Below are 22,953 nucleotides of genomic sequence, written 5' to 3'. Positions count from 1 at the left end.
AACCCGGCATGTCCGGGTTTTTTATTGTCTGGTGTTTAATCGAATCACTGATTCCGGGCTTTGGCCTCGGCCGCTTTGGCTGCACGTAACCGCCGAACTTCTTTTGGATCGGCGAGCAACGGCCGGTAAACCTCGATGCGATCCCCTTCCTGAACCTGGCGAGTGGCCGGATCAGCGATCACCTTGCCAAAGATCCCGACCGGACAACTGGCCAGATCCAGCTCCGGGAATTCGCTATTCAGGCCCGATTTGAACAACGCATCCCGCACCGTCGCGCCCACCGACACCGTTACACTCAGCAGCACCTGACGATCAACGGCGGCATACACCACCTCGACCTTGATCACGGCCTCAACCATGCATTTGCTTCGCGCGCTGGCAGAACGCGTCCATCAACGTATTCGCCGCCTGATTAAACAAAGGCCCCAACGTCGCACGCACCAGCGGCCCGGAGTAGTCGAACGACAGGTCCAGACTGATCTTGCAGGCCTTCTCGCCCAACGGTTTAAACACCCAGACGCCGTGCAACTGGCTGAACGGACCTTCCTCGAGGTTCATTTCGATCGAACGCCCGGGCACCAGGGTATTACGCGTTACGAAATGCTGACTAAGCCCACCCTTGGCCACGCCGACGCTGGCGCGCATGAACTCAGGGGAGCTTTCCAGAATTTCGGTCGATGAGCACCACGGCAGGAATTCCGGATAGCGGGCCACGTCGTTGACCAGGTCGTAAAGCGCTTGCGCCGGATACGGCAGCAGGGCCGAACGTTGAATATGTGTCGTCATGTCAGCGTTACTTCCACAGCTGGGCGGCAAACACTACAAGAATGCCGATGGGCGCCACATAGCGCATCAAAAACAGGGACAGGGCGAACATTACCGGGCTACGGATCGACAACTCGTCGCGCACCGCTTCACGCCCCATCACCCAGCCCGCAAACACCACGAAACACAAACCACCGAGTGGCAGCATGATCCGTGAGGTGAAGAAGTCGATCACACCAAAGAAGTCCAGGCCACCGGCGGCTCCCCATTGGTAGAGATGGAACATCCCGCCTTCGTTCACGAAAAACTTGGCTTGCTTCCAGATATTGAAAGAAAACACGGTACCCAGGCCGACGAACCAGCAGGTGAATGCCAGCCAGAAGGTGACCCAGGCGCGGCTGATTTTCGTGCGCTCAACCAGGTAAGCCACCATCGGTTCGAGCAGGGAAATCGCCGAACTCCAGGCCGCAATCGCCACCAGTACGAAGAACACTACGCCCATCAACTGGCCGAACGCTACGTTACCGAAGGCAAATGGCAGGCTGACGAACATCAGGCCGGGGCCTTCGCTCGGGTTCAGGCCAGCAGCGAACACAATCGGAAACAATGCCAGACCGGCCAACAGCGAAACGAAGGTATCGAGCAACGCCACACCGACGACGGTTCCGGAAATCGACGAGTGCTTCGGCATGTAGGCGCCGTAGATCATGATCGAGCCGACACCCACGCTCAGAGAGAAGAACGCGTGCCCCATGGCCGGCAGCAAGCCATCAAGCACCTTGTCCGGGTGGAAGTCGAACATGAAATGCACGCCCTCCATGAAGTGGCCGGTGGTCATGCTGTAACCCAGCAGGACAATCACCATCACGAACAGCAACGGCATCATGATCCGCAGGCTGCGCTCCAACCCGGCGACCACACCCTTGGCGATCACCACTGCCGACAACAGCATGAAAATCGTGTGCCAAAGTGTCAGGCGCCATGGGTCAGCGATCACATTACCGAAGTATGCGCCGACCTGATCAGCCGTCACGCCCCGAAAGTCGCCACGGCCCATGTCGATGATGTAATCCAGCGACCAACCGCCAACCACACTATAGAAAGACAGAATCAGCAACGCCGTGATCATCCCGGCAAAGGCGCCCCAGGACCACTTCGCCGAATGCCCTGCGTCCAGCGCCAGGACCTTCAAGGCATTGGCCGGGCTCTGCCGCGCGCGCCGGCCGATCAGGGTTTCGGCCAGCATGACGGGCATACCGATCAGCGCGATACAGGCCAGGAACATCAGCACGAAGGCCCCGCCGCCATAGACGCCAACCATATAAGGGAATTTCCAGATACTCCCCAAACCCACGGCCGAACCGGTCGCGGCGAGTATGAAGACCCAGCGGCTAGCCCAACTGCCGTGGACAGAAACCTTGTCTGTCGACATCGTTATCACGCCCAAGCGTTCAAAAAAGAGGCCGCATTGTCCGGGATTCAATCAACCTGCTCAAGCACGTAGCGTCACCGTAGCCGACTCGCGCGCAACTCCCTATAATGCCGCCCCTATGGCTAAACAGAAGAAACACCCAACAGGGACCATCGCGCAAAATAAAAAGGCGCGACACGATTACTTCATCGAACATCGGTTCGAGGCTGGTCTGGTCCTGGCCGGCTGGGAAGTAAAAAGTCTGCGGGCAAGCAAGCTGCAACTGGTTGACAGTTACGTACTGCTCAAAGATGGCGAAGCCTGGCTGCTCGGCAGCCACATTACGCCTCTGACGACGGCCAGCACCCACGTTATCGCTGATCCGACCCGCACCCGAAAATTGCTGCTCAATCGGCGCGAGCTGGAGAAGCTGGCCGCTGCCGTGCAGCAAAAAGGTTACGCCTGCGTATGCCTGTCCTGGTACTGGAGCAAGCACATGGTCAAGTGCGAGATTGCTCTGGGCAAGGGCAAGAAGGAGTACGACAAGCGCGATACCGAACGCGAACGCGACGCCGGTCGTGAATTGCAGCGTGCGGTGCGGAACAAGGGCAAGGAAGATTAATTTTCCTGCTTGAGTTTTGTGGTGCTTGCGAAAAGATCGCAGCCTGCGGCAGCTCCTACAGTGATCGCTGTGCCCGATTCATCGGATGCACGCAAATCCGTAGGAGCTGCCGAAGGCTGCGATCTTTTGCGTTAAAGAACGATCACATCCCCTTGCGCCGCTCCGCCCGAGCCATGCGCTGCACTTCCTGACGCACCTCTTCCAGCACTTCCTGCACATACAAAATGTGCCGACTGGACACTTCTCGTGCCTCTTCCGCCCGCCCCTCAATAATCGCCTGGTACAACTCTCGGTGCTGCGCAATCAGCATGTCACGGGTTTCGACGCGCTGTTTGTACATGCCGCCAATGTTGGTCACCACATTGCGCTTGAGCAGGTCGAACAGTCCGCGAATGGTGTGCAGCAACACTGCGTTATGACTGGCCTCGGCGATCGCCAAGTGAAAATTTGCATCCGCCGCGCCCTCTTCCGCCCGGCTCACTTCGTCGTGGCGCGAATAGCAGTCCTGCAACTCGTCGAACGCTGCCGTCAGCCGCTCGCGATCGACGTCGGTGGCGCGCAATGCTGCGTAGTAAGCACAGGACGCTTCCAGGGTATGGCGAAACTCCAGCAAATCGCGCTGGGCCTCGGGGTTGCTTTCCAGCAGATGCAGCAGTGGATCGCTGAACGTCGAGCCCAAGGATTCCACCACATAATTGCCGCCGCCCTGACGACTGACCAGCAGCCCTTTGGCCACCAGTTTCTGAATCGCCTCACGCAACGAAGGGCGTGACACGCCGAACTGCTCGGCCAACGCACGTTCTGCCGGCAGGCGCTCACCAGCCTTCAAGGTGCCCTCGAGAATCATCCCCTCGAGTTGCTCGACAATATCGTCAGACAAACGGCGTTGCCGAATCTGATCAAACCCCATCACTCAATTCTCCACGATCCCGGCGGCTCGCCGGGCTCTCTATTCTGGCCTATCGGCGCTGCGCCAGCACCTACCAGACGACGCTTGATCGAACAGATCAGATGCGTTTTGCACTGCTCATTCGACAAAAGTTTTAGGGCGGCAAATTGACACACCGCCTCCAAGGCTTTTACCCTAGCCAACAGCGATTGTAAATTGGTCTTACCAATTAACCAAGAACGCTGACCAGTGCCTGACCAACAACAATTAGGGGCCACCCCATATGCAAACCTGGCAACAGCTCTACAGCCCGCTCGGCAGTCTCGGCGTGTCCGCACTCGCGGCCGTCATTCCCATCGTATTTTTCTTCCTGGCCTTGGCCGTGTTCCGCCTCAAAGGCCATGTGGCCGGCAGCATCACCCTGGCGTTGTCCATTGCCGTGGCAATCTTCGCTTTCCAGATGCCGGTCGATATGGCTTTCGCCGCTGCTGGATATGGCTTTGCCTACGGGCTGTGGCCGATTGCGTGGATCATCGTGGCAGCGGTGTTCCTCTACAAACTGACGGTCAAGAGTGGCCAGTTCGAAGTGATCCGCAGCTCGGTGCTGTCGATCACCGACGACCAGCGCCTGCAAGTGCTGCTGATCGGCTTCTGCTTCGGCGCGTTCCTGGAAGGTGCCGCCGGTTTCGGTGCACCGGTAGCGATTACCGCCGCACTGCTGGTAGGGCTGGGCTTCAACCCGCTGTACGCCGCCGGCCTGTGCCTGATCGCCAACACCGCGCCGGTGGCCTTCGGCGCCTTGGGGATTCCGATCATCGTCGCCGGGCAAGTCACCGGCATCGACGCCTTCAAGATCGGCGCCATGACCGGTCGCCAGCTGCCGTTGCTGTCGCTGTTCGTGCCGTTCTGGCTGGTGTTCATGATGGACGGCCTGCGCGGCGTTCGGGAAACCTGGCCAGCTGCGTTGGTGGCCGGCTTGAGTTTTGCCATCACCCAATACTTCACCTCGAACTTCATTGGCCCGGAACTGCCGGACATCACCTCGGCGCTGGTCAGCCTGATTTCCCTGACACTGTTCCTGAAAATTTGGCAGCCAAAACGCGCTGCGGGCGCGCACATCGTCGGCGCAGTCTCGGCTTCCGTGGTGGCCAGCACCGGTGGTTTCGGCCAACCGCGCACCACCGAGGCTTCGCCTTACAGCCTGGGGGAAATTTTCAAAGCCTGGTCGCCGTTCCTGATCCTCACCGTATTGGTGACTATCTGGACGCTGAAACCGTTCAAGGCGATGTTTGCCGCCGGCGGCTCGATGTATGGCTGGGTGTTCAACTTCGCGATCCCGCACCTGGATCAAATGGTGATCAAGGTTGCGCCGATCGTAACCAACCCGACAGCGATTCCGGCGGTGTTCAAACTCGATCCGGTTTCCGCGACCGGCACGGCGATTTTCTTCTCCGCGCTAATCTCGATGCTGGTGCTGAAGGTCAACATTAAAACTGGTCTGACCACTTTAAAAGAGACGTTCTACGAACTGCGCTGGCCGATTTTGTCTATCGGCATGGTGCTGGCCTTCGCCTTCGTCACCAACTACTCAGGCATGTCGTCGACCATGGCTCTGGTATTGGCAGGCACCGGCGTGGCGTTCCCGTTCTTCTCGCCATTCCTCGGCTGGCTCGGTGTGTTCCTGACCGGCTCCGATACCTCGTCCAACGCGCTGTTCAGTTCGCTGCAAGCGACCACCGCGCACCAGATCGGCGTCAACGACACCTTGCTGGTGGCGGCGAACACCAGCGGCGGGGTGACCGGCAAAATGATCTCGCCGCAATCGATCGCCGTGGCCTGCGCCGCGACCGGGCTGGTGGGCAAAGAATCAGATCTGTTCCGCTTCACCCTCAAGCACAGCCTATTCTTTGCAACGATCGTCGGCCTGATCACCTTGGCCCAGGCTTACTGGTTCACCGGCATGCTGGTGCACTAAGCACTACACGCCACACGGAAAAAACCGACGCTGGGTTACGCCCCCGGCGTCAGCTATTCACAACCGGGTCTGCAAGGCTGCTGAAAGCTTCTCTCTCTATATTCAGCAGCCTCAGCGGACGGATAACCGGGACCACCCGGAGACACGCCTGATGAGCGAGCTTTTTTACAACGCTGTGCCGAACGCGACCCGCGTCGCCCCGCCACTGCCTGAACCTCGGCAATACCCCAGCGAAAAACCGTCACGGGTGTACCTGTTCGGGACCTGCGTGGTGGATCTGTTCTACCCCGAAGCCGGGATGGACGCGATCCACCTGCTGGAACGCGAGGGCATTCGTGTCGAATACCCGCAAGGGCAAAGCTGCTGCGGGCAACCGGCCTACACCTCGGGTTACACCGAACAGGCCCGGACCGTGGCGCGCTCGCAACTGGCGTTGTTTGCCGGGGATTATCCGGTGGTGGTGCCGTCGGGTTCTTGCGCGGGCATGTTGCGCGAACACTATGCCGACCTGTTCAAGGACGAACCGCAAACGCTGAAACAGGTTCAGGCCCTCGCGGCACGGACTTACGAACTTGCCGAGTTCTTGCTGTTTGTCTGCAAGGTGCAGCTCAAGGACAGCGGCGAACCGGTGAAAGTGGCGTTGCACACGTCGTGCTCGGCACGCCGTGAAATGAACACCCACCTGCATGGCCGTGAGTTGTTGGCGCAGCTGAGCAACGTGGAGCGAGTCGACCACAGCCACGAAAGTGAATGCTGTGGCTTTGGTGGGACTTTCAGCGTCCGTATGCCGGATATTTCCGGTGCGATGGTGGCTGACAAGACCCGTGCGTTGAAGGAATCCGGCGCGCACAAGGTACTCAGTGCCGATTGCGGTTGCCTGATGAACATCAACGGCTCGCTGGAGAAACAACAGGAAGCGTTGCGCGGTCAGCATCTGGCCAGCTTCCTTTGGTTGCGTACCGGAGGTGCCCGATGAGCAGCTCCACGATTATTCCTACGGTCGCCGTAGAAGAAGATTTTCGCAGCCGGGCTCACAAGGCTTTGGCTGACACGCAATTGCGAAACAACTTTCGCAGCGCGATGGATTCACTGATGAACAAACGGGCAGCGTCCTTCAGCGATGCCCATGAAAGAGAACATTTGCGAGCGCTGGGCAATGCGGTCCGCGCCCGTGCATTATCCAAGCTGCCCGACCTGCTCGAGCAGCTTGAACAGAACCTGACCCGCAACGGTGTGACAGTGCATTGGGCGGAAACGGTGGACGAAGCCAATGGCATCGTCTTGTCGATCATCCGCGCTCACGAGGGGCGGCAAGTGATCAAGGGCAAATCGATGGTCAGCGAAGAGATGGAGATGAACCATGTCCTCGAAGCTCAAGGCATTGAATGCCTGGAGTCGGACATGGGCGAATACATCGTCCAGCTCGACCACGAGAAGCCTTCACACATCATTATGCCGGCGATCCACAAGAATGCCGGTCAGGTCGCGTCCTTGTTCCACGACAAACTTGGCGTGGAGTACACCAAGGACGTTGACCAACTCATTCAGATCGGTCGCAAAGTCTTGCGGCAGAAATTTTTCGAAGCCGACATTGGCGTCTCCGGCGTCAACTTCGCCGTGGCCGAAACCGGCACCTTGCTGCTGGTGGAAAACGAAGGCAACGGACGGATGACCACCACGGTGCCGCCAGTGCACATCGCCGTCACCGGCATCGAAAAAGTCGTGGAAAACCTGCGCGACGTGGTGCCGCTCCTGTCGCTGCTGACCCGCTCGGCCCTGGGCATCCCGATCACCACCTACGTCAACATGATCTCCGGCCCGCGCAAGGAACATGAACTCGACGGCCCACAGGAAGTGCACCTGGTGCTGCTGGACAACGGTCGCAGCCAGGCATTTGCCGACAGCGAACTGCGCCAGACCCTGAACTGCATCCGCTGCGGTGCCTGTATGAATCATTGCCCGGTCTACACCCGAATCGGCGGCCATGCCTACGGCGAGGTTTACCCCGGGCCTATCGGAAAAATCATCACCCCGCACATGGTCGGCCTGGCGAAAGTCCCCGACCACCCAAGTGCCTCGTCGTTATGCGGCGCCTGCGGTGAAGTCTGCCCGGTAAAAATTCCGATTCCTGCATTGCTGCGTCGCCTGCGGGAAGAAAACGTCAAAGCGCCGGACAGCCCACATCAAGTGATGCGCGGTCAGGGCAGCAAGTATTCGCGCAAAGAGCGATTTATCTGGAACGCCTGGGCCAGGCTCAACAGTTCGCCAACGCTTTATCGCCTGTTCGGCTTCTTCGCCACTCGCCTGCGAGCGCTGACGCCGAGCAACGTCGGCCCATGGACCCAGAACCATAGCGCACCGAAACCCGCGGCCCGCTCACTGCATGACATGGCCCGCGAGCATCTGGCCAAACAAGGGGACCGTTGATGAGCGCCAAACAAAATATCCTCGCCAAATTGCGCAACAGTCTGACGGGCACCACGCCGGTGGCTGACAACTTCGATGTCGAACTGGTGACCGAGCCCTACACCTACACGCCGGAACAACGCATTTCGCAACTGCGCAAACTGATGGAAGCGGTGCACACCGAAATTCATCTGACGTCCAGGGAAGGCTGGCCCGAATTGCTCGCGCAACTGCTGCGGGACCGCCAGTTGCCGAGCCTGCTGATTGCGCCGACGACGCCCCACGGGCAACGCATCACCGAGCATTGGGCGAAAAATCCTGGCCTGCCAGCGCTCAAAGCCTACAACCGCCCGGTCGAGGAATGGAAAGCCGAGTTGTTCAACGACACCCCGGCCAGCCTGACCACCACCCTCGGCGCGATCGCCGCGACCGGTAGCCTGATTCTCTGGCCGACGCGGGAAGAACCGCGCTTGATGAGCCTGGTGCCGCCGGTGCATTTCGCCCTGCTCAAGGCCAGTGAGATCCGCGACAACTTCTATCAGGTGCAGCAGGAATTCGAATGGGCCCAAGGCATGCCGACCAACGCCTTGCTGGTGTCCGGCCCGTCGAAGACTGCCGATATCGAGCAGGTGCTGGCTTACGGAGCCCACGGGCCGAAAGACTTGGTGGTTCTGATCCTGGAGGACCAATGAGTCTACCGACGGCTTTTCTGCGCGATGCGCAGCAACTGATTCCTGAAGCACGACGTTTCGACGATCCGCTGTCGACCCTGGCCTTCGGCACCGACGCCAGTTTCTACCGGCTGATTCCAAAACTGGTGATCCGCGTCGAGTCCGAAGACGAAGTAGTGGCGCTGCTCAAACTGGCGCAACGGGACCACGTCCCGGTGACCTTCCGCGCCGCTGGCACCAGCCTGTCCGGCCAGGCCATCAGCGATTCGGTGCTGATTGTGCTGGGGGATAACTGGAACGGTCGCGAGATCCGTGGCCAGGGCACGCAAATCCGTCTGCAACCGGGCGTGATCGGCGCCCAGGCCAATGCGTGGCTGGCACCGTTCGGACGCAAGATCGGTCCGGATCCGGCGTCGATCAATGCCTGCAAAATCGGCGGCATCGTCGCCAACAATGCCAGCGGCATGTGCTGCGGCACAGCGCAAAATACCTATCACACCCTGGCCGGCATTCGTCTGGTGTTGGCCGATGGCAGCCGTCTCGATACCGAAGACGCCAGCAGTGTTGCGGCGTTCCGAAAGAGCCACGCCGAACTGCTGGAGCGTCTGGCGACGTTGGGCCGCGAGACCCGCGCCAATGCCGAACTGGCTGCGAAAATTCGCCACAAATACCGTCTGAAAAATACCACCGGGCTGTCACTCAATGCCCTGGTGGACTTCGACGAGCCTGTGGATATCTTGAGCCACTTGCTGGTGGGTTCCGAAGGCACGCTGGGGTTCATCAGCGCGGTGACCTACGACACGGTGATCGATCACCCGAACAAGGCGTCGGCGCTGATTGTGTTCCCGGACGTGGAAACCTGCTGCAACGCCGTCACCGTCCTGAAAAGCCAACCGGTGTCGGCCGTGGAACTGCTGGACCGTCGCAGCCTGCGCTCAGTGCAGGACAAACCCGGCATGCCGGCTTTCGTACAACAACTGTCGGCTAACGCCTGCGCCCTGTTGATCGAATCCCGCGCCGCCTCTTCCACTTTGCTGCAGGAACAACTGGCACAGATCATGGCGTCGTTGACCGGCTTCCCGGTAGAGAAACAAGTCGACTTCACCGAAGACCCTGTGGAAAACGCCCGGCTCTGGGCGATCCGCAAGGACACCTTCCCCGCCGTCGGCGCGGTACGCAAAACCGGCACCACGGTGATCATCGAAGACGTGACCTTCCCGGTGGAACAACTGGCCATCGGCGTGAATCGCCTGATCGAGCTGTTCGACAAACATCACTACGACGAAGCGATCCTTTTCGGACACGCCCTGGAAGGCAATCTGCACTTCGTCTTCACCCAAGGCTTCAACAGCGCGGAAGAAGTCGCACGCTACCAGGCGTTCATGGACGACGTAGCACAGTTGGTGGCCGTGGAATTCGGCGGTTCGCTGAAAGCCGAACACGGCACTGGTCGCAACATGGCGCCCTTCGTCGAACTGGAATGGGGCAGCGACGCCTACCAGTTGATGTGGCAGCTCAAACGCCTGCTCGACCCCAACGGCATCCTCAACCCGGACGTAGTGCTCAGCGACGATCCACAGATCCACCTCAAACATCTGAAACCGCTGCCCGCCGCCGATGAGATTGTGGATAAGTGCATCGAATGCGGTTTCTGCGAACCAGTGTGCCCGTCGAAAGGCCTGACGCTGAGCCCACGCCAGCGCATCGTGATCTGGCGTGACATCCAGGCGAAGAAACGCTCCGGCATGGACACCGCCGAACTGGAACAGGCCTACGAATATCAGGGCATCGATACCTGCGCCGCTACAGGCCTGTGTGCACAACGTTGCCCTGTAGGCATCAACACCGGCGAGCTGGTGAAAAAGCTCCGTAGCCGTAACGCGAGCCATACGAAAACCGCCAACTGGATTGAAGGCAATTTCGCCACTGCGTTACAAGGCGCGCGCTTCACCTTGCACGTCGCCAACGGTGCACGAATGCTGCTGGGGGCATCACGTTTGGCGAAGCTTTCGGCAACATTGACCCGCTTGTCCAAAGGCCAGGTTCCGCAATGGACCAACGCCATGCCACAACCGGAAAAGGCCATTCGCTTCAGCCCGAGCGTGTCGGACGAACGCCCTCGGGTGGTGTACCTCGCGGCCTGCGTGTCGCGGGTCATGGGCCCGACGGCAGGTGATAAAGAGCAAATGTCGCTGTACGACAAAACCCGTGGCCTGCTGGAAAAGGCTGGTTACCAGGTAGTTTTTCCAGACAATCAGGACAACCTCTGCTGTGGTCAGCCATTCGCGTCCAAGGGCTATGCCGAACAGGCCGAACACAAACGTCAGGAGCTGATCGGCGCACTACTGCATGCCAGCCGCGGCGGGCTCGACCCGATCTACTGCGACACCAGCCCCTGCACGCTGAGGCTGGTTCAGGACCTGGGCGACGTACGACTGGACCTGTACGACCCGGTGCGTTTCATTCGTACGCATTTGATGGACCGACTGGACTTCACCCCGCAGGAAGCACCGATCGCGGTACACGTCACGTGCAGCACGCAACATCTTGGCGAAAGCCAAGCGTTGATCGATCTGGCGCGTAAGTGCAGTAACAACGTAGTCATTCCGGAAGGCATTCACTGCTGTGGTTTTGCTGGCGACAAAGGCTTCACCACGCCGGAATTGAACGCGCATTCGTTACGCACGCTGAAAGACGCGGTACAGCAATGCAGCGAAGGGATTTCCACCAGCCGCACCTGTGAAATTGGTCTGACACGACACGGTGGAATTGACTACCACGGGCTGGTCTATCTGGTGGATCGGGTGACCCGGGCTAGAGCGGTCTGACACCGAAGCACAAAAAGAAGGGGCATTAACGCATAATGCACAAACCCGCTCCCACAGGGATTGTGCGTTAGGCGTTATTGCCCCTTTTTCGCACCCTCCTCCCGGAAAATCTTTCACTCCCTCGCAAGCGAAAACAGAACCCTTGCACGCCGTCACAGTCCATTTGTTAAGCCCCAATCAGCGTGGCCCAATCCCCACCCCCGTTCCAGGAGATACCCATGAAGCGTTCCGCCCTGGCTGGACTGCTCATCGCTGCAACAATGCTGGCCTCCTCCGCATACGCCTCAAACGATAGCGATCAATGCGTAATGAAGCTCCAGGAGGTCAACAGCAAGCTGTCCAGCGCAGCCACGCTGGATGCCGCCACCAAAGGTGTCGTCGTCACCAAAGCCGAACAAGCCAAGGCCGCCCACGCCTCCAACAACGACAGAGAGTGTGTTTCCCTGGCGCAGCAAGCGCTTCAGGACATTCAAAGCCACATGAATAGCCATTAGGGCCGGGCCAGAGCCAATCCGGCGTCGGCCCTGACGCACAGGTAAGGACAGAAGGTCGACTCGGCGCGCGTATTGGCGTACACTTCGCTTACCTGCTGGTTATGCACAGCAGGTTCGGGGCCGCTTTGGATTCGACGCCGGTTGCGAAACTTTAGGTGCATGCCGACTTGGTAACAGAAGTCGTAAATCCACTGTTGCAACTACTTATAGTTGCCAATGACGAAACCTACGGCCAGGAATTCTCTCTCGCTGCGTAAGCAGCTTTAGATCCTGAGCTTCTGGTACCTTCGGGTCCAGCAATCATCAGGGGATGTCTGTAAACCCAAAGTGATTGTCATATAGAACAGAATCGCCGTGCAGTACGTTGTGGACGAAGCGGCTAAAACTTACACAACTCGCCCAAAGCACCCTGCCCGTCGGGTCGCTGAGGGTTAACTTAATAGACACGGCTACGCATGTAGTACCGACAGCGGAGTACTGGCGGACGGGGGTTCAATTCCCCCCGGCTCCACCAATCCGAAAACGACAAAGCCCGCCAAGTGCGGGCTTTGTTGCATCTGGGAGTTGGCGTCCAGGCACCCATCGGCAGCCAGCCCAGCGTCGCCCCCCAAACGCCACGACAAATCCAGAACCTCCTTCCAAAAAAATTCTGGCTGGCATCCGCCCCGTCCTAGGAAAATTCCCTCAAGTTGTGGCGAACCTCATGAACTGGCGAGTAACAATCCAAGAGGATAACCTTCCGTCTTCGCTGCAACCCGGCGGACGGTTTTGACAGGCCGAAAAGCGTAGGGATCCCTAACCTTTCGGAGTTCCTCAATGAAAAAGACCAACCCACTTGAAAACCCAACCCTTTCAGAGTCGGAAGACCTCGACCTGACCCAACTCTCCCAAGCCACCCAACGCGCCGTCAGCGCCCGCTTGCGCAACCCGAAACAGCCCGATCCCGTGAGCCATGTGTTCACCATCCTCCCCGACGTCGACACCCCCACCCTGCTCGGTCACGCCAGCGAAACCCTGGCCTCCCTGAACGTCATGACCACCGACCTGGCCGACCATCTCGAAGGCTCGCATCGCAACGTGGCGTTGGCGATGCAGCAACTGGCCGTGCTGGCCGAGATGTTGATCAATCGAGCGCTGGATAATCTCGATTCGCCCATGCCGGCGGTCGAACCCGTCTGCCACTGAGTGATCGCGCTCGTTGATCGAATGGAGGTTTTGTCATGGATCGATACATGCCGATCACCGGCATCGACTGCACTATCGCGTCGCTGCTGATCGACACCGAAGCGCCGCTGGATGTGCTGCATGAAACGGCGGCTTACCGCATCCGCACGGCGACTCAATTACTGGAGAGCTTCGCCGTAAGCGAAGGCGTTCACAGTGAGCTGGCGCGGGTATTGGTGACTTCGTTGCGCGATGGTTGCGATTTGCTGGATGTGGTGGGGCGGCGGTTGCAGAGGCAGGTTTCAGCGTCTTAACGATTCCGGCAGCCGCGCCCCCAACGTAAAAAGGCACCTGACGAGCCTATCGCAGGTGCCTTTTTTGTGGATTCGATTCAATGCGCTGTCGATGCATGACGAGTATCGTGTTTCTCAACCATGCCTTTTGCTACGGAACAGATGATGAACAAAAGCGTTTTATACGCCTTGGGTGCTGCAGCGCTGTTTGGTGCCAGTACACCGCTTGCCAAGGTCCTGGGGCTGAACGTTTCACCCGTCTTGCTCGCCGGTTTGCTTTACCTGGGAAGTGGCTTGGGTCTCACGGTTACCCGGCTGATCCGCGATCGCGGCTGGCAACCTGTCGGCTTAACCCTTTCCGAATGGCCATGGCTCATTGGCGCTATCGCGTTCGGCGGCGTGCTGGGGCCGGTGTCTTTAATGTTTGGCCTTACCCTCACATCAGCTACCACTGCTTCGCTGTTGCTAAACCTTGAGGCGGTGTTAACCGCCCTGCTTGCCTGGATGCTGTTCAAGGAGAACGCCGACCGGCGGATCGTCGCTGGAATGATCGCAATCGTTGCCGGTGGCGTGCTCTTGGGTTGGCCTCAAACTTCCGCAGGGATCCATGGCTGGGTTGGCCCGGTCGCCGTGGTGATTGCCTGTTTTTGTTGGGCCATCGATAACAACCTTACCCGGAAGGTTTCCGCATCGGATGCATTGTTCATCGCTGGCATCAAAGGATTGGTCGCCGGGGTCGTCAACTGCGCTTTGGGGATTGCTCTTGGCATGCATCTCCCCGAGTTATCTCTATTGGGGCCAACGCTACTCGTAGGCTTTTTGGGCTACGGCGTTAGCCTGGTGCTATTCGTTTTGGCTTTGCGGGGGCTTGGCACCGCGCGCACAGGTGCGTACTTCTCTACTGCACCGTTCCTGGGGGCCGCTATTTCGATCCTGTTGTTAGACGAAGCGGTGACGTGGGTGTTTTGGGTGGCCGCAGGCCTGATGGGGGTTGGCGTCTGGATACACCTGACCGAAAGCCATTCTCACGAGCACCAACACGATCCGCAAACACATGACCATCCGCATATTCACGATGAACACCATCAACATGAACATGCCTTTGAGTGGGACGGCACTGAACCTCATAGCCATTTACACGACCACGCTCCCATTAAACACAGTCATCCGCACTATCCCGATATCCATCACAGGCACCAACACTGAGCGACTGAGACGGCGTGGCGGTTGCTCAGGGCCAACAGTAGTGAAAAAGGATTTCTCTGACAGATTAGAACCACGTCATCCTGGGAATTTTCCCGCAACCCGTAGCGACTGCCATGAACTGGCGAACACCATTTCTGGAAGATAGTCTTCACCCTTCGCTGCGACCCTGCGGATGGTTTTAACAAGCCGAAATTACGTAAGGATCCCCAAACCAATGGAACGCCCTTATGAAAAAGATCACCCGAATCCCACTGAAAAACCCAGCCACTTCACAGCCTGAAACCCTCGACCCGACCCAACAGCCCAAAACCACCGAACGCTCCGTCAGCGCCCGCCGGCGCAACCTGAACAGGAACATCTTCAGCGTCCGCCCCGACGTCGACATGCCCACCCTGCTCGCTCACGCCAGCGAAACCCTGGCGTCCCTCAACGTCATGACGCTGGACTTTGCCAACCGACTCGAAGGCCCACAGCGCAATGTGGCACTGGCGCTTCAGCAGTTGACGATGCTGACCGAGCTTTTGGTCAACCGAGCGAAGGATAACCTTGATCCGAACGCGTCGGTGGCCGCGGGAGAGCCTCCCGTTCTTCACTGAGTGATCGCGCTCGTTGATCGAATGGAGTCTTTACCGCTCCCCCAACACAAAAAGGCACCTGACGAGAATATCGCAGGTGCCTTTTTGGGCTTTGAATGGGTAGGGATGTTCTGTATGCGTGACAATTGAAGCTGAATGTTACTTATACGAGACAATGCAGTGTCAGACGACTCAACACTAGGTTTCATAATCTGCAACTTACTGTCGACTCAATAGACGACAGAGTAGCCACAGCCACGTTTTCGCCCAAGCGACTTACAGGACAGGGTTTTCAGAAATTTCCTGCAAGCCGTGACGACTCCGAGCTGATTGTGTAGCTCACGCTTCAAACCTACTCTGCCCAAACAAAACAGCGGTTCGTCCCCGACCAGTTGCTTGAGTTCACCCTTACGACCAGAATCCATCCATCGGATCACCTGCTGACAAGGAGGCCAACATGCAAAACATTAAGCTACCTAGCCGCCTTGTCGGCATTGGCTTGTACACCCCAGCAGAAGCTTCGCTTTACACCGGGATTTCAGCTACCGATATACGCCGCTGGTTATTCGGATACACCGCCCACGGTGTTCAGCATCCGGGGCTTTGGGACTCAGAGCTGTCTGATTTGAACGAGTGCGTTCTAGGTTTTCATGACTTACTGGAAATTCGTTTCGTTCATGCTTTTCGCCAACACGGCGTAAGCCTGCAAGCCATCCGTAGTGCCTCGCAGCAAGCAAAAGAGTTGTTTAACCAAGCGTACCCATTCACCTGCAAACGCTTTCAAACCGACGGACGAAGCATCTTCGCCACGGTGATGGGTGAAACAGAGGATGAGGCACTTCTGGACTTGATCAAGCGACAGTATGCATTCGAACAAGTCATCAAACCTTCGCTCTATGAAGGTATCGACTACACAGGATCAGGCTCAGCGCAGCGCTGGTATCCGGTCAAACGCAGCAAAGCCATCGTTCTCGACCCCTCTCGAAACTTTGGAAAACCTGTCCTGTCAGGTACGGGAATTGACACAGCAGCCATTTTTAGCGCCTACAGAGCTGAAGGCAGAGACGTCAAACGTGTAGCCCGCCTCTATGAAATACCTATTGCTGCAGTTGAGGCAGCGGTCAGTTTTGAGCAAAGGAATGCGGCTTGAAGTTCCTATTGGATAACAATCTTCCCCCTGCGTTGGCCCGAGCCTTGAACGAACTGACTAAAGCTGAGGGCCATTCGGTACTGTCTTTAAGGGATAAATTTCCGCAAAGCACCGCTGATGTGGCATGGATATCAGTGCTGAGAGAAGAAGGTGGATGGGCTGTCATCTCTCAAGACAAATTCACAAAAGGTGATATTGAAAAGAGAGCGTTCCGCGAGTGCGGACTGCCGGTCTTCTGTTTGGCCAAGCATTGGGGAAACGAGTCTTATTGGAACAAAGCGCATAACCTGGTGCGATGGTGGCCGTCGATCATGAGTCAGGCACATCTGAATGGAGGTGGCGCTGCGTTCCGCGTACCGTGGAAATGTCCGGCGCACGGAAAATTTGATCAAATAAAAATATAAACCCCGAACCGTGACAGGGCTTCTTTTCATTCATACCTTTGGTGAAGCTACGAGCGACTGAAGCCATCCATCCACATGAATTTTTCTTCACCCCACCGCCCCCCCTCCAACCTGTACATTCCCCCTCGCTCATTCAAGAAACTACGGTTTGCCCGCCCTCCCGCGGGCTTTTTTTTGCCTGCGATTTGGTTAGCGGTCGGTTCCAGTGACTGCTCCCACCCTCATTTCAACCGATACAGATACGTATCCTGCGCCTCATGCGGCTGCAAACAAGCCCTCTGATAACACCGTCTGATCAAACCAAACCCGGCCGCTTCGGCCAGCCGCTGGCTCGCCACATTGGCCGAGGCGATGGTCAGGTAAAACGTGAATCCGGGCATGCTTTTGATCAACGCTTCAAGCGCCGTGCGCATATAGCCTTTGCCCGAATACTCGGTATTGACCCAGTAGCCGACCACATACCGGTTACGGCGCCGGGGCTTCAAGCCAATGCAGCCGATGATCGCGCGCGCGGTATCGTCGACGATAAACAGCCGCCGCTCACCGGTTTCGCTTTTGAATTCATCGACTGCCCGCGCGAGGAACGATCGGGCCTCGTCCTCGGTGGTGCAGGGTTTGGCCCAGGGCAGAAATTCGCAGTGGACTGTAAAACTGGCGTTCAGCGCATGCTGCAACGCTTTACACCATTCGGGGTCGGGGGCGCTCAATCTCAATGTGTGAGTGCCAACCGTCAGCGCAAGCTCCATTGCATCATCCTTAACTACCAACTCCATGACGTCAGACAATAACAGCGCCTGGAAGGACGCTGCTACTCAGATCGCCCCCCGTTAGTGCTGCCCCAACGTCACCCGTCACCTCTCGCTGGCCGTTCATGTTTCGTTAAGCATTCAACTCGTATGCTTGGGGTTCCCGGTCCCCTGCTCGGTTAGCCAGAAACTCATGTCACGCCCCGTCTCTTCACTGTTTCTACTCGCCGCTCTGCTGTTTTTCTTCGCCCTAAGCAACCACCAATTACAAGGTTCCACGGAGGCCCGGGTCGCCGGAATTGCCATGGAGATGCACCTGGATAACGACTGGGTGACCCCGCATTTGTTCGGCGAGCCGTTTCTTGAAAAACCGCCCTTGAGCTTGTGGCTCGACGCCGGGGCGATTCGCGCATTCGGTGGTACGCCGTGGGCGGTGCGACTGACGTCCGCGTTTGCCGGGCTGTTCAGTGTGATGCTGTTGTACACGATGCTGCGGCGATTCAACCGGCCCAAGGTTGTTGCCTGGACGGCGGGGATTTTGCTGGCGACCATGGCCAGTTATTGGAGTAATACGCGCAGCGTCGGCGAAGACGCGTTGCTGGCCTTCGGCGTGAGTATGGCGCTGCTGGCGTTTTTTCATGGTCAACGGCACTCGACCGTCGGCAATGCCCTGCTGTTTGCTTCAGGAATCGCTATCGCGACCTTGAGCAAAGGCGTGCTGGGGCTGGCGATGCCGGGGGTGGTGATCTTCGCGTATCTGCTGGCCGAAACCTTGATGGACAAACGCCTGAAGCCCTCGGACTGGCTGCGCCCCGGCCTGTTGACGCTGTTGGGATTGGTGCCGCTGATGATCTGGCTCGCGGTGCTGTATCAGCGCGATGGCGTGCATGCCGTGGGGGAAGTGTTGCTGACCAATAGCGTCGGGCGCTTCAGCGGCTCCTTCGTCGAGGCCGGCCATTACGAGCCGTTCTACTACTACCTGGCCAAGCTGCCGGAGGCCTTCGCGCCCTGGAACATTCTGGTGTACCTGGGGCTGTGGCACTTTCGCAAAAGCCTGATGGCCAATCGTTACCTGTTGTTTTTCACGGTGTGGCTGCTGGCGCAGTTCGTCATGCTGACCCTGGCGTCGAGCAAACGCACGGTGTACATGATGTCCATGACGCCGGCGGCGGCGGTGATTGCCGCGGAGTATGCGAGAGTGCTGTTCGAGCGGCTTCAAGCCTACACCGGTGCGTCGACCTTGCCTGGGCTGATTGTCCGGCATCGTCGTGGTGTAGGTGTTGGCGTACTGGCCGTGGTGATCGGCAGCTACGTCGCTGCGGCTCAATGGGCATTGCCTCACGCTGATCGCACACTGTCCTTCCTGCCGCTGACCGAACAGATTCAGGCATTTCAGGACAGCGGGCAGCAGGTCGCGTTGTTTCAGGCCAACGAGCGGGTGGGCGGCGCCAGTGTGTTCTACACCCGGCGCGTACTCAAAGGCCTGGATACCGAGGCGCAATTGCATGAGTTTCTGAGCGCCTCACCGGCTAATGTGGCACTCATGTCTGGCGTAAATGAACCCGCCGCGCCCTTGAAGGTGATCAAGACAATGAAGGTGGGGCGTCAGGCTTACTACTTTGTGACCCTGTAAACGGCTCAGCGACGGGTAGCGCAGCCTTCTGCAACAACGGCAGCTCCAGCCGCGCACGCCCATAAAACGCCAATGCCGTCAGCAAACACGTCAGCCACACGAAGATCCCGGACCAGAAGGTGTGGGACATGTAGTGCCAGCCTTGCAGAACTCGTGTCGTGCCATAGACGAAACCGAGCAGCAACGAGCCGTACATCACTGCTTTGGCGTACCGCCAGCGGTAGCGGCGAGCCACGAAGTACAGCGCGAGCATGGTGAAGCCGCCCGACGCATGCCCACCCGGCCAGCAGCGACCGTCACCGGCTTCTTTCAGCAGGTCAAAATTCTGGTACCACTCCTTGTGCTCGATTTTCCCGGCGTACTGAGTGGTTTCAACCGGGCAATACACACTGGTGTGGCTCTTGAGGTAGTGGATAACGCCGGTGCTGATGGAAAACGCGAACACCATATACAGGAAGTCTCGGCGGTGTTTACTAGCGAACCGAAGCACGGGCGCGACTTTGATTTTTTCCAGGAAGGCGATGATCTTCGAATGTTTTTCAGCCTTCAGTCGCGGCCAGAGAAATGACAGCACGGCGCCGATGATCGCAATCTCACCGGTCCAGTTCGGGATGATCCGCGCCCATTTATGGGTGATCTGCTCGAACAGACGGACATGCTCCAACGGAAACACCTGGGTAACCGGGTCATAAAAAAGATCGCTGAAAGCGATGTCGATTTTGGTCATGTCAAACATCAGAAACACCGCGACCGCGCAGGCCAGCGGAATACCAAAGTTCACCCAGTAAAAGCGGTAACGGGAAGAAGTCAGCATCGTACGTCCAGATCCAGAGGGATGAAGAAGAAGCTCATTCGGTGGTCACCGAATGCCAGTCAGAGGCTTCGATGGAACCAAGCATACGAGGTTCCTGAGGTTTTTCAGCGGAGATAAACAGAGAAGCGCCGTAGCCTAGAGTAGCAGTCGGCAGCTTGAGCTCTTTTTCGAGTTCCGCCATGCACTCACTGTGGGTCACCAGAATCAGGTTGCGCCCGGCCACTTTGTGCGCCAGGGCATCACGTAACATGCTGCCCCGGCAGTTGATCAGCCAGTCTTCGCCGACGCCGACCTTGTTGAACATATAACTGGAGGTCTGTGCCGCACGGATGACCGGACTGTTGTAGATATCGGCCTTGTTCAGGCCCAGATGTTCAAACTGCGCACCGACCCCCACTGCCACACTGCGCGAGCGATCTGTAATGCCATCATTGCCAATCAGACAGGCGGCGGTGGAGTGATCGCAACGCTCAACGTGACGCACCAGCACGATCATGTCGCCCTTGGCCCAACCCGCAGCCAGCGCACGGGCACCCGCCACATTGCCATGGGCCAGATCGGGCACAGCCGCAGGCCGCAACAGCCACACGGTCAGCGGAATCACCAGCAGCAGCGAGGCCACGATGACCGCGGCGTTTCGATAACGGGCCAAACGGCTTAGATCGATCGAGCGTTTTATCCCGAACAGACTCAGTCTCAATTCCACGTTTAGCCGCCTCGCCGGCATGCATCACAATCATACAAAGCCACCAGAGTAGAGAGTCTCGCGTCGGCTGCTGGTGAAACCCATGTGAAAAAAAGCTTAAGACCTGCGTAAAAATCTTGTTACAGAATCCATCCGACAAAATCCTTTCAGCTCCCGGGATTGCGGCCGATACATACCTGCTACACACCTTGCTGGCTCCCAAAAACAAAAATCTTCCAGCCAACCGACGATCAAAAGCGCAACGTTCCTGGAGGAATTTGATGAATAGCTGGTTCGGCAACATCAGCGTGAACCTGAAACTGGGCCTGGGATTCGGCCTGGTCCTGGCACTGACCTGCATCCTCGCCCTGACCGGCTGGACCAGCCTGGGCGGGTTGATTGACCGCAGCAACTGGATGAGCGACATCACTCAGCTCAATGCCGGCCTGACCAAGCTGCGCGTGGTTCGCCTGCAATACATGCTGACCAACGGCGACGAAACCGCCGCACAGACTGTGCAAACCACCCTGGACGGTTTTGTTGCTCAGCAAACCGCCCTGCTGGGCAGCTTCAAAAACCCTGAAAACGTCAAAATGCTCAAAGAGCAGGCCGCGACCATCGCCGATTATCAGACGTCGCTGAACAAAATGCGCAGCGCCTACCGCACCGGCAACAGTGCCCGCGAAGCCATGGCAGCCAACGCCGAAACCGCTAGCAAGCTGATCGATGCGATCAATATCCGTGTGCAGCAAATGCCCTTGAGCGATCAGCGCTTCGAACAGTTCCTGGCCATCACCGCCGCCAAGGAAGCGTTCATTCTTGCCCGCTATGAAGTGCGCGGCTACACCGCCAACACCAATGCCGAGACCGAGCAGAAAGCCGTTTCCCAACTGGATGCGGCCATCGCCAGCCTGAAATCACTGAACACACATTTCGCCGAAACCCAACAAGACGCCCTGCGTCAGCTGGAAACCGCCCTGAGCAACTACCGCAGTGCCTTGCAAGCCTATAAAGCCGCCAACAGCGATGCGGTGCAGGCGCGTAAGGAAATGACCGATCAGGGCGCCGCCATCGTGACCCTGAGCGATAAGCTGTATCAATTCCAGCTCGACCGCCGTGATGCCGAAAGCGCCCAGGCCCGCACACTGCAATTGATCAGCACCTTGCTGGCGTTGCTGGTGGGCATCATCGCCGCCGTGGTCATCACCCGTCAGATCACCGGTCCGTTGCGCGATACCCTTAAAGTGGTCGAACGCATCGCCGGTGGTGACTTGTCTCAAGACATCAAAGTCACCCGCCGCGACGAACTCGGCGTGTTGCAGCAAGGCATTGCGCGCATGGGCGTGACCCTGCGGGACTTGATCAGTGGCATCCGTGACGGCGTCACTCAGATCGCCAGCGCCGCCGAAGAACTGTCGGCCGTGACCGAACAGACCAGCGCCGGTGTGAACAGCCAAAAAGTGGAAACCGATCAGGTCGCCACCGCCATGCACGAAATGACAGCCACCGTGCAGGAAGTCGCGCGCAACGCCGAAGAAGCCTCCCAAGCCGCAGCCGCCGCTGACGGTGAAGCTCGCGAAGGTGACAAAGTGGTCAACGAAGCCATCGCCCAGATCGAGCGCCTGGCCAGCGAAGTGGTGCGTTCCACTGAAGCGATGAGCGTACTGCAGCAGGAAAGCGACAAGATCGGCAGCGTCATGGATGTGATCAAAGCCGTGGCCGAGCAGACCAATCTGCTGGCCCTCAACGCTGCCATCGAAGCGGCCCGTGCCGGTGAGGCTGGTCGTGGTTTTGCGGTGGTGGCTGACGAAGTTCGTGGCCTGGCCCAACGCACGCAAAAATCCACCGAGGAAATCGAAGGCCTGGTGGCCGGCTTGCAGAACGGCACTCAACAAGTGGCGGCGGTGATGAACAACAGCCGCACCCTGACCGACAGCAGCGTGGCGCTGACTCGCAAGGCCGGCGTATCACTGGAAAACATCACCCGCACGGTGTCCAACATTCAGTCAATGAACCAGCAGATCGCTGCCGCCGCCGAGCAACAAAGCGCCGTGGCCGAGGAGATCAGCCGCAGCATCATCAACGTACGCGACGTGTCCGAACAGACCGCCACCGCCAGCGACGAAACCGCTGCGTCCAGTGTCGAGCTGGCGCGGTTGGGCAATCAGTTGCAGATGATGGTGAGTCACTTCCGGGTTTGATATTCACTTTGCGGTGAATGA

General features: G+C 58.1%; 22 protein-coding genes, 1 other RNA gene and 1 pseudogene. 17 read left to right on the top strand and 7 right to left on the bottom strand.

Features of this window, described 5'->3' with window-relative positions; all coding sequences use genetic code 11:
• Window positions 1–44 precede the first annotated feature (44 nt).
• From LOY36_RS03630 to LOY36_RS03620, 3 genes are read right to left on the bottom strand one after another with little or no spacing between them, the layout of a single operon-like run.
• Window positions 45–359 carry an RnfH family protein gene (locus LOY36_RS03630; RefSeq protein WP_258672332.1) on the bottom strand — a complete coding sequence of 105 codons (315 nt, stop codon included), beginning with the start codon at window positions 357–359 and terminating at the stop codon, window positions 45–47.
• The gene (locus tag LOY36_RS03625) at window positions 352–786 is read right to left on the bottom strand and encodes a type II toxin-antitoxin system RatA family toxin (protein WP_007933502.1); all 435 of its coding nucleotides are present in this window, start codon (window positions 784–786) and stop codon (window positions 352–354) included. Before LOY36_RS03625 ends, LOY36_RS03630 begins: the two co-directional genes overlap by 8 nt.
• Before the next feature lie 7 nt (window positions 787–793).
• Window positions 794–2,197 carry a sodium-dependent transporter gene (locus LOY36_RS03620; protein ID WP_258672331.1) on the bottom strand — a complete coding sequence of 468 codons (1,404 nt, stop codon included), beginning with the start codon at window positions 2,195–2,197 and terminating at the stop codon, window positions 794–796.
• A 118-nt stretch (window positions 2,198–2,315) separates the two neighbouring features.
• On the opposite strand from LOY36_RS03620, the gene smpB reads away from it, so the two are divergent.
• Complete coding sequence (gene smpB, locus LOY36_RS03615; protein WP_018929470.1) at window positions 2,316–2,798, top strand: SsrA-binding protein SmpB; 483 nt, start codon at window positions 2,316–2,318, stop codon at window positions 2,796–2,798.
• Window positions 2,799–2,940: 142 nt separating this feature from the next.
• On the opposite strand, the gene LOY36_RS03610 is transcribed toward smpB, so the two are convergent.
• Window positions 2,941–3,708: an FCD domain-containing protein gene (locus LOY36_RS03610; protein ID WP_018929469.1), complete on the bottom strand. Its 768-nt coding sequence runs from the start codon at window positions 3,706–3,708 to the stop codon at window positions 2,941–2,943.
• Between the two features lie 262 nt (window positions 3,709–3,970).
• On the opposite strand from LOY36_RS03610, the gene LOY36_RS03605 reads away from it, so the two are divergent.
• The 13 genes from LOY36_RS03605 to LOY36_RS03545 all read left to right on the top strand — a co-directional run bounded on the left by LOY36_RS03605 (window position 3,971) and on the right by LOY36_RS03545 (window position 16,853).
• On the top strand, window positions 3,971–5,662 hold the full coding sequence (locus LOY36_RS03605) for a lactate permease LctP family transporter (RefSeq protein ID WP_258672330.1): 1,692 nt from the start codon (window positions 3,971–3,973) through the stop codon (window positions 5,660–5,662).
• 151 nt (window positions 5,663–5,813) lie between these two features.
• Window positions 5,814–6,638 (top strand): (Fe-S)-binding protein, encoded by an 825-nt coding sequence (locus LOY36_RS03600; RefSeq protein ID WP_258672329.1) that lies wholly within the window; start codon window positions 5,814–5,816, stop codon window positions 6,636–6,638.
• Window positions 6,635–8,089 (top strand): LutB/LldF family L-lactate oxidation iron-sulfur protein, encoded by a 1,455-nt coding sequence (locus LOY36_RS03595; RefSeq protein WP_019651062.1) that lies wholly within the window; start codon window positions 6,635–6,637, stop codon window positions 8,087–8,089. Before LOY36_RS03600 ends, LOY36_RS03595 begins: the two co-directional genes overlap by 4 nt.
• On the top strand, window positions 8,089–8,760 hold the full coding sequence (locus LOY36_RS03590) for a lactate utilization protein (RefSeq protein WP_018929465.1): 672 nt from the start codon (window positions 8,089–8,091) through the stop codon (window positions 8,758–8,760). The genes LOY36_RS03595 and LOY36_RS03590 overlap by 1 nt, the downstream gene beginning before the upstream one ends.
• Window positions 8,757–11,567: an FAD-binding and (Fe-S)-binding domain-containing protein gene (locus tag LOY36_RS03585; RefSeq protein WP_258672328.1), complete on the top strand. Its 2,811-nt coding sequence runs from the start codon at window positions 8,757–8,759 to the stop codon at window positions 11,565–11,567. The genes LOY36_RS03590 and LOY36_RS03585 overlap by 4 nt, the downstream gene beginning before the upstream one ends.
• 218 nt (window positions 11,568–11,785) lie before the next feature.
• Window positions 11,786–12,061 (top strand): hypothetical protein, encoded by a 276-nt coding sequence (locus LOY36_RS03580; protein WP_019582464.1) that lies wholly within the window; start codon window positions 11,786–11,788, stop codon window positions 12,059–12,061.
• A 116-nt stretch (window positions 12,062–12,177) separates the two neighbouring features.
• Window positions 12,178–12,575: a transfer-messenger RNA gene (ssrA, locus tag LOY36_RS03575) on the top strand.
• Window positions 12,576–12,877: 302 nt separating this feature from the next.
• Window positions 12,878–13,246: a DUF6124 family protein gene (locus LOY36_RS03570; protein WP_258672327.1), complete on the top strand. Its 369-nt coding sequence runs from the start codon at window positions 12,878–12,880 to the stop codon at window positions 13,244–13,246.
• A 35-nt stretch (window positions 13,247–13,281) separates the two neighbouring features.
• Window positions 13,282–13,539, top strand: a complete 258-nt coding sequence (locus LOY36_RS03565) for a hypothetical protein (protein ID WP_018929441.1) — start codon at window positions 13,282–13,284, stop codon at window positions 13,537–13,539.
• A gap of 144 nt (window positions 13,540–13,683) precedes the next feature.
• Window positions 13,684–14,724, top strand: coding sequence for an EamA family transporter (locus LOY36_RS03560; protein ID WP_309475229.1), 1,041 nt, complete (start codon window positions 13,684–13,686; stop codon window positions 14,722–14,724).
• Between the two features lie 227 nt (window positions 14,725–14,951).
• The gene (locus LOY36_RS03555) at window positions 14,952–15,320 is read left to right on the top strand and encodes a DUF6124 family protein (protein WP_019651036.1); all 369 of its coding nucleotides are present in this window, start codon (window positions 14,952–14,954) and stop codon (window positions 15,318–15,320) included.
• Window positions 15,321–15,756: 436 nt separating this feature from the next.
• Complete coding sequence (locus tag LOY36_RS03550; protein ID WP_258672326.1) at window positions 15,757–16,449, top strand: DUF433 domain-containing protein; 693 nt, start codon at window positions 15,757–15,759, stop codon at window positions 16,447–16,449.
• Window positions 16,446–16,853, top strand: a complete 408-nt coding sequence (locus LOY36_RS03545) for a hypothetical protein (RefSeq protein WP_018929437.1) — start codon at window positions 16,446–16,448, stop codon at window positions 16,851–16,853. The genes LOY36_RS03550 and LOY36_RS03545 overlap by 4 nt, the downstream gene beginning before the upstream one ends.
• Before the next feature lie 221 nt (window positions 16,854–17,074).
• On the opposite strand, the gene LOY36_RS03540 is transcribed toward LOY36_RS03545, so the two are convergent.
• Window positions 17,075–17,599, bottom strand: a complete 525-nt coding sequence (locus LOY36_RS03540) for a GNAT family N-acetyltransferase (protein ID WP_258672325.1) — start codon at window positions 17,597–17,599, stop codon at window positions 17,075–17,077.
• 193 nt (window positions 17,600–17,792) lie between these two features.
• Between LOY36_RS03540 and LOY36_RS03535 the strand changes: the two genes are divergently transcribed.
• Window positions 17,793–19,232, top strand: coding sequence for a glycosyltransferase family 39 protein (locus LOY36_RS03535; RefSeq protein ID WP_258672324.1), 1,440 nt, complete (start codon window positions 17,793–17,795; stop codon window positions 19,230–19,232).
• Here LOY36_RS03535 and LOY36_RS03530 read toward each other — a convergent pair.
• On the bottom strand, window positions 19,183–20,046 hold the full coding sequence (locus LOY36_RS03530; RefSeq protein ID WP_258672323.1) for a phosphatase PAP2 family protein: 864 nt from the start codon (window positions 20,044–20,046) through the stop codon (window positions 19,183–19,185). The two genes, LOY36_RS03535 and LOY36_RS03530, sit on opposite strands and share 50 nt — an antisense overlap.
• A gap of 34 nt (window positions 20,047–20,080) precedes the next feature.
• Window positions 20,081–20,752 (bottom strand): histidine phosphatase family protein, encoded by a 672-nt coding sequence (locus tag LOY36_RS03525; protein WP_019651030.1) that lies wholly within the window; start codon window positions 20,750–20,752, stop codon window positions 20,081–20,083.
• A 260-nt stretch (window positions 20,753–21,012) separates the two neighbouring features.
• Between LOY36_RS03525 and LOY36_RS29070 the strand changes: the two are divergent.
• Window positions 21,013–22,026, top strand: a pseudogene (locus LOY36_RS29070) (methyl-accepting chemotaxis protein); the annotation flags it as partial.
• A gap of 42 nt (window positions 22,027–22,068) precedes the next feature.
• The gene (locus LOY36_RS29065; RefSeq protein ID WP_404942596.1) at window positions 22,069–22,932 is read left to right on the top strand and encodes a methyl-accepting chemotaxis protein; all 864 of its coding nucleotides are present in this window, start codon (window positions 22,069–22,071) and stop codon (window positions 22,930–22,932) included.
• The last annotated feature ends 21 nt before the right edge of the window (window positions 22,933–22,953 follow it).

It is taken from the genome of Pseudomonas sp. B21-019, assembly GCF_024749225.1.
Taxonomy (GTDB): Bacteria; Pseudomonadota; Gammaproteobacteria; order Pseudomonadales; family Pseudomonadaceae; genus Aquipseudomonas.
The sequence above is the reverse complement of the archived record's forward strand: the minus strand, read 5'-3'. Positions and strand labels throughout refer to the sequence as shown.

Bases quoted from the DNA above. Each gene is read 5' to 3' on its own strand.
- LOY36_RS03535 (WP_258672324.1), top strand. From the start codon at position 17,793: ATGTCACGCCCCGTCTCTTCACTGTTTCTACTCGCCGCTCTGCTGTTT.
- LOY36_RS29065 (WP_404942596.1), top strand. From the start codon at position 22,069: ATGGGCGTGACCCTGCGGGACTTGATCAGTGGCATCCGTGACGGCGTC.
- smpB (WP_018929470.1), top strand. From the start codon at position 2,316: ATGGCTAAACAGAAGAAACACCCAACAGGGACCATCGCGCAAAATAAA.
- LOY36_RS03530 (WP_258672323.1), bottom strand. From the start codon at position 20,046: ATGCTGACTTCTTCCCGTTACCGCTTTTACTGGGTGAACTTTGGTATT.
- LOY36_RS03590 (WP_018929465.1), top strand. From the start codon at position 8,089: ATGAGCGCCAAACAAAATATCCTCGCCAAATTGCGCAACAGTCTGACG.
- LOY36_RS03620 (WP_258672331.1), bottom strand. From the start codon at position 2,197: ATGTCGACAGACAAGGTTTCTGTCCACGGCAGTTGGGCTAGCCGCTGG.
- LOY36_RS03550 (WP_258672326.1), top strand. From the start codon at position 15,757: ATGCAAAACATTAAGCTACCTAGCCGCCTTGTCGGCATTGGCTTGTAC.
- LOY36_RS03585 (WP_258672328.1), top strand. From the start codon at position 8,757: ATGAGTCTACCGACGGCTTTTCTGCGCGATGCGCAGCAACTGATTCCT.
- LOY36_RS03570 (WP_258672327.1), top strand. From the start codon at position 12,878: ATGAAAAAGACCAACCCACTTGAAAACCCAACCCTTTCAGAGTCGGAA.
- LOY36_RS03560 (WP_309475229.1), top strand. From the start codon at position 13,684: ATGAACAAAAGCGTTTTATACGCCTTGGGTGCTGCAGCGCTGTTTGGT.
- LOY36_RS03595 (WP_019651062.1), top strand. From the start codon at position 6,635: ATGAGCAGCTCCACGATTATTCCTACGGTCGCCGTAGAAGAAGATTTT.
- LOY36_RS03600 (WP_258672329.1), top strand. From the start codon at position 5,814: ATGAGCGAGCTTTTTTACAACGCTGTGCCGAACGCGACCCGCGTCGCC.
- LOY36_RS03555 (WP_019651036.1), top strand. From the start codon at position 14,952: ATGAAAAAGATCACCCGAATCCCACTGAAAAACCCAGCCACTTCACAG.
- LOY36_RS03630 (WP_258672332.1), bottom strand. From the start codon at position 359: ATGGTTGAGGCCGTGATCAAGGTCGAGGTGGTGTATGCCGCCGTTGAT.
- LOY36_RS03580 (WP_019582464.1), top strand. From the start codon at position 11,786: ATGAAGCGTTCCGCCCTGGCTGGACTGCTCATCGCTGCAACAATGCTG.
- LOY36_RS03605 (WP_258672330.1), top strand. From the start codon at position 3,971: ATGCAAACCTGGCAACAGCTCTACAGCCCGCTCGGCAGTCTCGGCGTG.
- LOY36_RS03625 (WP_007933502.1), bottom strand. From the start codon at position 786: ATGACGACACATATTCAACGTTCGGCCCTGCTGCCGTATCCGGCGCAA.
- LOY36_RS03610 (WP_018929469.1), bottom strand. From the start codon at position 3,708: ATGGGGTTTGATCAGATTCGGCAACGCCGTTTGTCTGACGATATTGTC.
- LOY36_RS03540 (WP_258672325.1), bottom strand. From the start codon at position 17,599: ATGGAGCTTGCGCTGACGGTTGGCACTCACACATTGAGATTGAGCGCC.
- LOY36_RS03565 (WP_018929441.1), top strand. From the start codon at position 13,282: ATGGATCGATACATGCCGATCACCGGCATCGACTGCACTATCGCGTCG.